Genomic DNA, 8,350 nt, shown 5'->3' on the forward strand with positions numbered 1-8,350 from the left:
AGGCAAGCCAGCTCCCACATGGGTCATGTACTACCCACAAAATCTGCGCCTGGCCCAGATCCCCTGTGGGAGCGGGCTTGCCCGCGAAAGCGGAGTGCCAGTCACTGAATCTTTGACTGAACCACCGCTTTCGCAGGCAAGCCAAGCTCCCACATGGGTCATGTACTACCCACAAGATCTGCGCCTGGCCCAGATCCCCTGTGGGAGCGGGCTTGCTCGCGAAGGCGGTGTGTCAGTCACTGAATCTTTGACTGAACCACCGCTTTCGCAGGCAAGCCAGCTCCCACATTTGATCTGTTTTGCCAATAGCCATGCTTCGGCCTCCAGAACCCGGCATTTTTACCCCCGTGAGAAAAAATACAGAAAGCGGTGAATTATTTCGTGTCCACTTGTATCTGAACTGACAGAGCGGTGCCATCGTAGCGATGGCACCTCCCCTGTTCAGCTTTTGAGTGGCCCGCATGAAACTACGTAAAAAACGCGTCAAACCCATCGGATTGAAAGACATCACCATTGTCGACGACAACAAGATGCGCAAGGCGATCACCGCCGCCGCACTTGGCAATGCCATGGAATGGTTCGACTTTGGCGTCTATGGCTTTGTCGCCTATGTGCTGGGCAAGGTGTTCTTCCCTGACGCTTCCCCCAGCGTGCAGATGATCGCAGCGCTGGCCACCTTCTCAGTACCTTTCCTGATTCGCCCGTTGGGCGGCCTGTTCTTCGGCGCACTGGGCGATAAGTACGGGCGGCAAAAAGTCCTGGCCGCCACCATCGTGATCATGTCTCTGAGCACGTTCGCCATTGGCTTGATCCCCGGCTATGCCTCCATTGGCATCTGGGCCCCGATCCTGTTGCTGCTGTGCAAAATGGCCCAGGGTTTCTCGGTGGGCGGTGAGTACACCGGCGCGTCGATTTTCGTGGCTGAATACGCCCCGGACCGCAAGCGCGGCTTCCTTGGCAGTTGGCTGGACTTCGGCTCCATCGCCGGTTTCGTGCTCGGCGCAGGTGTGGTGGTGTTGATCTCCACCGTGCTCGGTGAAGCAGAATTCGAGGCCTGGGGCTGGCGCTTGCCGTTCTTCCTCGCCCTGCCCCTGGGCATCATCGGCCTGTACCTGCGCCACGCGCTGGAAGAGACCCCGGCGTTTCAACAGCATGTCGACAAACTCGAACAGGGTGACCGCGAAGGCCTGAGCCACGGCCCTAAAGTCTCGTTCAAGGAAATCGCCACCAAGCACTGGCGCAGCCTGCTGACCTGCATTGGTATCGTCGCGGCCACCAACGTGACCTACTACATGCTGCTCACCTACATGCCGAGCTACCTGTCCCACAACCTGCACTATGCCGAAAACAGCGGCGTGCTGATCATCATTGCGATCATGGTCGGCATGTTGTTCGTGCAGCCGTTCATTGGTTTTGTCAGCGACAAGATCGGCCGCAAGCCGTTCATCATCGCCGGCAGCATCGGCCTGCTGTTCCTGTCGATTCCGGCCTTCATGCTGATCACCAGCGGCAAGACCGGCCTGATTTTCGGCGGTCTGTTGATTCTGGCGGTGGTGCTGAACTTCTTTATCGGTGTGATGGCGTCGACCTTGCCGGCAATGTTCCCCACCCACCTGCGCTACAGCGCCCTGGCTAGCGCCTTCAACGTCTCGGTACTGATCGCCGGTGTTACGCCGACCGCCGTGGCCTGGCTGGTGGAGAGCACCAACGACCTGTACATGCCCGCCTATTACCTGATGGTGTTTGCGGTGGTTGGCCTGATCACGGGCCTGACCATGAAGGAAACCGCCAACAAGCCCCTGCGTGGCGCGGCCCCGGCGGCTTCCGACATGGAAGAAGCCAAGGAGCTGCTGCAGGAGCATCACGACAATATCGAGCAGAAAATCGAAGACATCGATGCCGAGATTGCCGCGCTGCAAACCAAGCGGGAAAACCTGGTACAGCAACACCCGCGCATCAACTAATAACCTGACTGTGCGTGGTCGCGGCCTGCGACCACGCCATTGGAGCGTTCAGCATGGTTTCAAGCGTCACCGCCGCACACAGGTTACTCAGCGCAGACGAGCGCGCCGCCATTGCCGAAATTGAAGCAACCACCAATATCCTCAAGCTGGTCACTCGTCTGACCGGGATGAGATTCGCCGGCATCGCCAAGTTCACCGACCAGGAATGGGTGGTGTGTTCGGCCTACGACCCGCTACAAATGGGCATCAACGTCGACGACGTACTCGACCTGGAAACCACCCTGTGCAGTGAGTTCTGCATCAACCCACACACCCTGTTCGTCCCCCAGATCAGCCAGAACGGCCGTTTCGCGTCACGCCCGGTGGTCAAGCAATACGCCATCGAAAGCTACGCCGGTGCGCCGATCTTTCTGCCCGATGGCCGCCTGTTCGGGGCGCTGTGCGCGCTGGACTCACGGGCCATGCTGTTCGACGACCCGAACCTGCCGGAAACCCTGAGCCTGTTCGCACGGCTTATCGGCTGCATCTTCTACGCTAATCTGACCCCGGCGGATCACTGACACCCGCCCGGCCCCGCAGTGCTGCCATATCACGCTTGGGCGGCACCCCGAACAGCCGGCTGTACTCACGGCTGAATTGCGACGGGCTCTCATACCCGACTTTGAACGCGGCACTGGACACATCCTGGTGCTCGTTCAACATCAATCGTCGTGCTTCATTCAGACGCAGCCATTTCTGGTATTGCAGCGGGCTCATCGCGGTCAGTTGCCGGAAGTGATGGTGAAAGGTCGCCGCGCTCATTTGCACCCGCGCTGCCAGCTCTTCCACACGCAGGGCCCCGTCGAAATTCAACTTCAGCCAGTCGATGGCCTTGGCAATCCGATAGCCCTGCCCGTCCACCGAACAGATCTGGCGCAGTCGGCCGGCCTGGTCGCTTTTCAATAGCCGGTAATGAATCTCGCGCTGGATCAATGGCGCGAGTACCGGGATAGCCTCGGGTTCGTCCAGCAACGCCACCAGGCGCGCGAATGCGGCCAGCATGCCGTCGGTGACCGTGCCGATCCCCACGCCCTTCATGACTGCGCGCTCACGCACCGGCGGCAAGCCACCCTGGGCGATCAGCTCCGCGAGCATGCGCAGGTCCAGCTTGAACGTCAGCCCCAGGCACGGCTGCTCGGGGCTGGCGGCCAGCACCTCGGAATTGGCCGGAATGTCCAGCGACGTCACCAGGAACCGGGACGTGTCGTAGGGGTAGCCCTCGCCGCCGACCCACAACTGCTTCTCGCCCTGGGCCACCAGCACGATGCACGGCTCAACCATGCACACCACCGGCGCAGCGGGTTGCTCACGCCGATAAAAGCCCAGGCCGGGGATCGGCATCGCGTAGTCGCCGGGCGACGGGGTGCGCGAACCAATCGACTGGATCAGCGCGTTCAGGGGGGTGGGAGTGGACGTCATAACAGACCCTTTCAATGCTTCATTGCACTTTACCCGCGCAAGTCACGGGCGTCGTCATCTGGCACTGAAACTCAGAGGATCAGGCAAGTAATCCACTCAAATGCACTACAGAAGCCCTGCCGTCACCCGGAAAATGTGCGGACACTTCACAAGGAACATCCCTATGAAACGCCTCTTGCTCGCCCTGGGTTTGCTGGTGACTTCTCTTTCTTCATTTGGAGCCGATATGTCTAACGGTGCGGATAACTTTTACAGCAGCGACACAGTGACGGCCGAACCTGTCACCTTCAACAATCAATACGGCATGCAGGTGGCAGGCACGCTGTTCGTGCCCAAACACCTGGCCCCAGGCTCAAAGCACGCAGCCCTGGTCGTCGGCCACCCGATGGGCGCCGTCAAAGAGCAAAGCGCCAACCTCTACGCCACCAAAATGGCTGAACAGGGTTTCGTGACCCTGTCCCTGGACCTGTCGTTCTGGGGCCAAAGCGCCGGCACACCACGCAACGCGGTGTTGCCCGACCTCTACGTGGAAGACTTCAGCGCCGCCGTGGACTTTCTCGGCACTCGCCCACAGGTCGACCGGGAACGCATCGGTGCCATCGGCATTTGTGGCAGCGGCAGTTTTGTGATCAGTGCTGCGAAGATCGATCCGCGTCTCAAGGCAATCGCCACCGTCAGCATGTACGACATGGGCGCGGCCAACCGCAATGGCCTCAAGCACGGCATGACCTTGCAACAGCGCCAGCAGATCCTGCGCCAGGCCGCCAACCAGCGCTATGTAGAGTTCCAGGGCGGCGAGACCCTCTACACCGGTGGCACGCCGCACAGCCTTACCGGCGACCCGGTCGGCGACGAGTTCTACGACTTCTACCGCACCCCGCGCGGCGAAGTCACCCCGGCAGGCGCCTCATCGCAGACCACCACCCGCCCGACGCTGACCAGCAACGTCAAGTTCATGAACTTCTACCCCTTCAACGATATCGAGACGATCTCGCCGCGCCCACTGCTGCTGATTACCGGGGCCGACGCGCACTCCCGTGAATTCAGTGAAGACGCCTACCAACGCGCCGCCGAGCCCAAGCAATTGCTGGTCATCCCCAACGCCGGCCATGTAGACCTGTACGACCGCGTCGAACTGATCCCGTTTGACACGCTCACCACCTTCTTCCAGAGCCACTTGCAGTGAGTTCCGTTATCCCTCAACCGCAACGCTGGGGCGCGGTGCTGGCGATGTCGCTCGCGGCGTTTGCCTTGGTCGCCTCCGAGTTCATGCCGGTCAGCCTGCTCACACCGCTGGCCGCTGACTTGCACATCACTGAAGGCCAGGCCGGCCAGGGCATTTCCGTGTCCGGGGTGTTTGCCTTGCTCACCAGCCTGGTGATCGCGGCGGTTGCCGCGAGGATGGATCGCAAGCGCCTGCTGATGGCCCTGACCCTGCTGATGATCGTCTCTGGCAGCGTGGTGGCGTTCGCACCGAATTACGCGGTGTTCATGTTCGGGCGCGCATTGATTGGGGTGGCGATTGGCGGTTTCTGGTCGCTGTCGGCGGCCACGGCAATGCGCCTGGTCGAGCCCGCCCAAGTGCCAAGGGCCTTGGCCATCGTCAACGGTGGCAACGCCCTGGCGACGGTGATCGCGGCGCCGCTGGGCAGCTTTCTTGGCGGCCTGATTGGCTGGCGCGGCGCATTTTTTTGCGTGGTGCCGGTGGCCGTGATTGCGCTGGCCTGGCTGTGGCTGAGCTTGCCTGCGCTCAAGCACAGCGGCGCAGCGAACACCGGCAATGCGCTGCGCCTGCTGAAAAACTCCAAGGTGGCCGTGGGCATGTGCGCCGTCAGCCTGTTCTTCATGGGCCAATTCATGCTGTTCACTTACTTGCGGCCATTCCTGGAAGGCGTGACCCGGGTCGAGGTGTCCACCCTGTCGCTGATGCTGCTGGTGCTCGGCCTGGCCGGCCTGGCGGGTACGGTGTTGATTGAGCATTTGCTCAAGCGTCACCTGTACCCGACGCTGATTGCCATTCCGTTGATCATGGCCGGCATTGCCCTTGCGCTGGTGGGGTTCGGCGGTTCAGCGATTGTCACCACTCTGCTGTTGGGCTGCTGGGGCCTGGTAGCGACAGCTGCACCGGTTGGCTGGTGGACATGGCTGGCGCGCACCTTGCCCGACGACGCTGAGGCCGGCGGGGGGTTGATGGTCGCCATCATCCAGTTGGCGATTGCCGCCGGTGCCACCGTCGGTGGTGTGGCATTCGACTTGAGCGGTTATCAGGCCACCTTCGAGTTGAGCGCCGCCTTGCTGGTAGTCGCCACACTGCTGGCTTACCTGGCATCCCGGCGCCCTGCTCACGCGCGCATGGCGAGCGACGCTATTTGAAAAAATGACTCGGCGTTTTGCCAAACTGTTTCTTGAACATGCTGGTAAAAGCGCTGGGGCTTTCGTAGCCCAACTCAAACGCCACATCGATGATCTTCTCCCCCACCGCAATGCGCTCCAGCGCCAGCAGCAACCGCGCCTGCTGGCGCCATTGGCCGAAGGTCATGCCGGTTTCCTTACGGAACAGGCGCTGGATGGTGGTCTGGTCCAATCCCAACCGCGCACTCCAGTCGGCGACGGTGGAGGCATCACTCGGTTCATCCTGCAACGCCAGGCAGATCGGGCTCAGGCGCGGGTCCGCAGGCTGCGGCAAAGACAGCGGCAAAGCCGGCAGGATGGCCAGTTCATCAAGAATCAGGTGCATGATCCTCGCGTCCCGTGAGTCCTCGGCATACGGCGGTTTCAAGCTCACCGAGGCCTTGATCAGTTCGCTCAGCAGCGGCGAGACCGTCACCGTCTTGGGCTCGGCCGGCAAGTTGGGGAAGCTGTCCGGGCGCACGAACACGCTGCGCATCTTCAGCGTACCTACGCAGCGCAGTGAGTGAACTTGACCGCAAGGCATCCAGAAGCCACGATTGGGCGGCACCGTCCATTGCCTCAGGGCCGAGTACACCACCATCACACCGCCAATGGCGTACAGCAGTTGGTGCTTGTTGTGGCTGTGTTCGGGGATCACCCAGTTTTCGGGGTAATCAGTGGCCGAGCTGATGACGGCCCAATCGCCCTCATCGATTTCTCGCAGAAATTTATCCAGTGATTTGATCATTTCGCCCTTTTTGCGATGGTTTCTGCCCGAATTGCGCGAGACAGGCATTGGCGCCGAATCTAGCATAAACGCCGAGTCCAGATGGAGTGGCGGTTCACATCACCGCCGCCCGCCTCCACGCCTGTCAGTTGCCTTGTACGGAATGCCCGCATGTCCACAGTCACAGCGTCACCCGCCGCACCTTCGACCAGCTCGCAAGTAAGCCCCTTAGTCATGCGCGTCCTGGGCGCCTGTGCCCTGGCGCACCTGATCAATGACTTGATCCAGGCGGTACTGCCGTCGATCTACCCGATGCTCAAGGCCAACTACGGCCTGAGCTTTACCCAGGTTGGCCTGATCACCCTGACCTTCCAGTTGACCGCCTCCCTGCTGCAACCGTGGATCGGCTACCACACCGACCGCCACCCCAAACCCTGGCTATTGCCGGCGGGCATGGTGTGCACCTTGATCGGCATCTTGATGCTGGCCTTTGTCGGCAACTTCCCAGCGATATTGCTCGCGGCAGCGCTGGTAGGTGTGGGCTCATCGACCTTCCACCCGGAAACCTCCCGCGTCGCACGCCTGGCTTCCGGTGGGCGCTACGGCCTGGCGCAATCGACCTTCCAGGTCGGCGGCAACACCGGCAGCGCTTTCGGCCCGTTGCTGGCGGCGGCGATCATCATTCCCTACGGCCAAAGCCACATTGCCTGGTTCGGCCTGTTTGCGGTGTTCGCCATCCTGGTGCTGTACGGCTTGAGCCGCTGGTACCGCCACCACCTCAACCTGTTCAAGCTCAAGCAAGGCAGCCAGGCCACCCACGGTTTGTCCAAAGGCCGCGTGACCTTCGCCCTGGTGGTATTGGCTGTGCTGGTGTTTTCGAAATACTGGTACATGACCAGCCTGACCAGTTACTTCACGTTCTACCTGATCGAAAAATTCCAGCTGTCGGTAGCCAGCTCGCAGATGTACCTGTTCCTGTTTCTCGGCGCAGTGGCCGTGGGCACCTTTGCCGGTGGCCCGATCGGCGACAAGATCGGCCGCAAGAAAGTCATCTGGTTCTCGATCCTCGGCGCCGCACCGTTCACCCTGGCCCTGCCCTACGTCGACCTGTTCTGGACCGCCGTACTCAGCGTGGTCATCGGCTTTATCATCGCCTCGGCGTTCTCGGCCATCGTGGTGTTTGCCCAGGAACTGGTGCCGGGCAATGTGGGCATGATCGCCGGGATATTCTTCGGCCTGATGTTCGGCTTCAGCGGGATCGGCGCGGCGCTGCTCGGGATGCTCGCTGATCATCACGGCATCGAATACGTGTACAAGCTGTGCTCGTTCCTGCCGCTGGTGGGCATCCTCACGGTACTGTTGCCGTCGACCAAAGGCGTTTGATCGATCACGTCGCCCCATAGCCGTAGTTATCTACAACTTTGGGGCGACGCGGGACCTGTGGCGAGGGAGCTTGCTCCCGTGACGGCCTGCCAGCCGACGCATATTTATCTGACACCACTAGATCCAAATGTGGGAGCTGACTTGCCTGCGATGGCGGCCTGCTAGCCGAAGCCTATCTACCTGACACCCCCACGATCCAGATGTGAGTGGCTTGCCTGCGATGACCATAGGTATCGACACAATTCCGTAGCGCTCAACGGTAACCACGATGCGAAGCGAGCCGCTCTTGATCTGCTATGGATATGTCCACAATCCAACTGTGTTGACTGCCAGGCCGCCTTCGCGAGCAAGCCCGCTTGTATGCTAGGACTTGAAGGGAGGAGAAGGGACAAAGCCCGATTCTGACTGTTGACGCAGTACAGACCGT

At 60.9% G+C, this 8,350-nt stretch carries 8 protein-coding genes; 6 read left to right on the top strand and 2 right to left on the bottom strand.

Annotation, left to right across the window (positions count from 1 at the left end):
• The 3 genes from BOP96_RS30305 to BOP96_RS28685 all read left to right on the top strand — a co-directional run.
• Positions 1–373, top strand: a 373-nt coding sequence (locus tag BOP96_RS30305) for a hypothetical protein (protein WP_218189987.1), incomplete at its 5' end; no start/stop codon positions are given.
• A gap of 88 nt (positions 374–461) precedes the next feature.
• On the top strand, positions 462–1,964 hold the full coding sequence (proP, locus tag BOP96_RS28680) for a glycine betaine/L-proline transporter ProP (protein WP_014718644.1): 1,503 nt from the start codon (positions 462–464) through the stop codon (positions 1,962–1,964).
• Positions 1,965–2,017: 53 nt separating this feature from the next.
• Positions 2,018–2,524, top strand: coding sequence for a GAF domain-containing protein (locus BOP96_RS28685; protein WP_014718645.1), 507 nt, complete (start codon positions 2,018–2,020; stop codon positions 2,522–2,524).
• Here the strand turns inward: BOP96_RS28685 and BOP96_RS28690 are convergent.
• Positions 2,499–3,422 carry an AraC family transcriptional regulator gene (locus tag BOP96_RS28690; RefSeq protein ID WP_020302595.1) on the bottom strand — a complete coding sequence of 308 codons (924 nt, stop codon included), beginning with the start codon at positions 3,420–3,422 and terminating at the stop codon, positions 2,499–2,501. The genes BOP96_RS28685 and BOP96_RS28690 overlap by 26 nt on opposite strands.
• Positions 3,423–3,585: 163 nt before the next feature.
• Here BOP96_RS28690 and BOP96_RS28695 point away from each other — a divergent pair, with 163 nt between their 5' ends.
• Both BOP96_RS28695 and BOP96_RS28700 read left to right on the top strand, forming a co-directional pair.
• Positions 3,586–4,608, top strand: a complete 1,023-nt coding sequence (locus BOP96_RS28695; RefSeq protein WP_019817171.1) for an alpha/beta hydrolase — start codon at positions 3,586–3,588, stop codon at positions 4,606–4,608.
• Entirely contained in the window at positions 4,605–5,795 is a 1,191-nt protein-coding gene (locus BOP96_RS28700) for an MFS transporter (RefSeq protein ID WP_020302597.1), read from the top strand. Before BOP96_RS28695 ends, BOP96_RS28700 begins: the two co-directional genes overlap by 4 nt.
• Here BOP96_RS28700 and BOP96_RS28705 read toward each other — a convergent pair.
• Positions 5,788–6,609, bottom strand: a complete 822-nt coding sequence (locus BOP96_RS28705) for an AraC family transcriptional regulator (protein ID WP_014718649.1) — start codon at positions 6,607–6,609, stop codon at positions 5,788–5,790. The genes BOP96_RS28700 and BOP96_RS28705 overlap by 8 nt on opposite strands.
• 102 nt (positions 6,610–6,711) lie before the next feature.
• On the opposite strand from BOP96_RS28705, the gene BOP96_RS28710 reads away from it, so the two are divergent.
• A complete protein-coding gene (locus BOP96_RS28710; protein ID WP_032872382.1) occupies positions 6,712–7,923 on the top strand; it encodes an MFS transporter in 1,212 nt (403 codons plus the stop codon).
• The last annotated feature ends 427 nt before the right edge of the window (positions 7,924–8,350 follow it).

The organism is Pseudomonas sp. FSL W5-0203, assembly GCF_001896155.1.
Taxonomy (GTDB): Bacteria; Pseudomonadota; Gammaproteobacteria; order Pseudomonadales; family Pseudomonadaceae; genus Aquipseudomonas; species Aquipseudomonas paracarnis.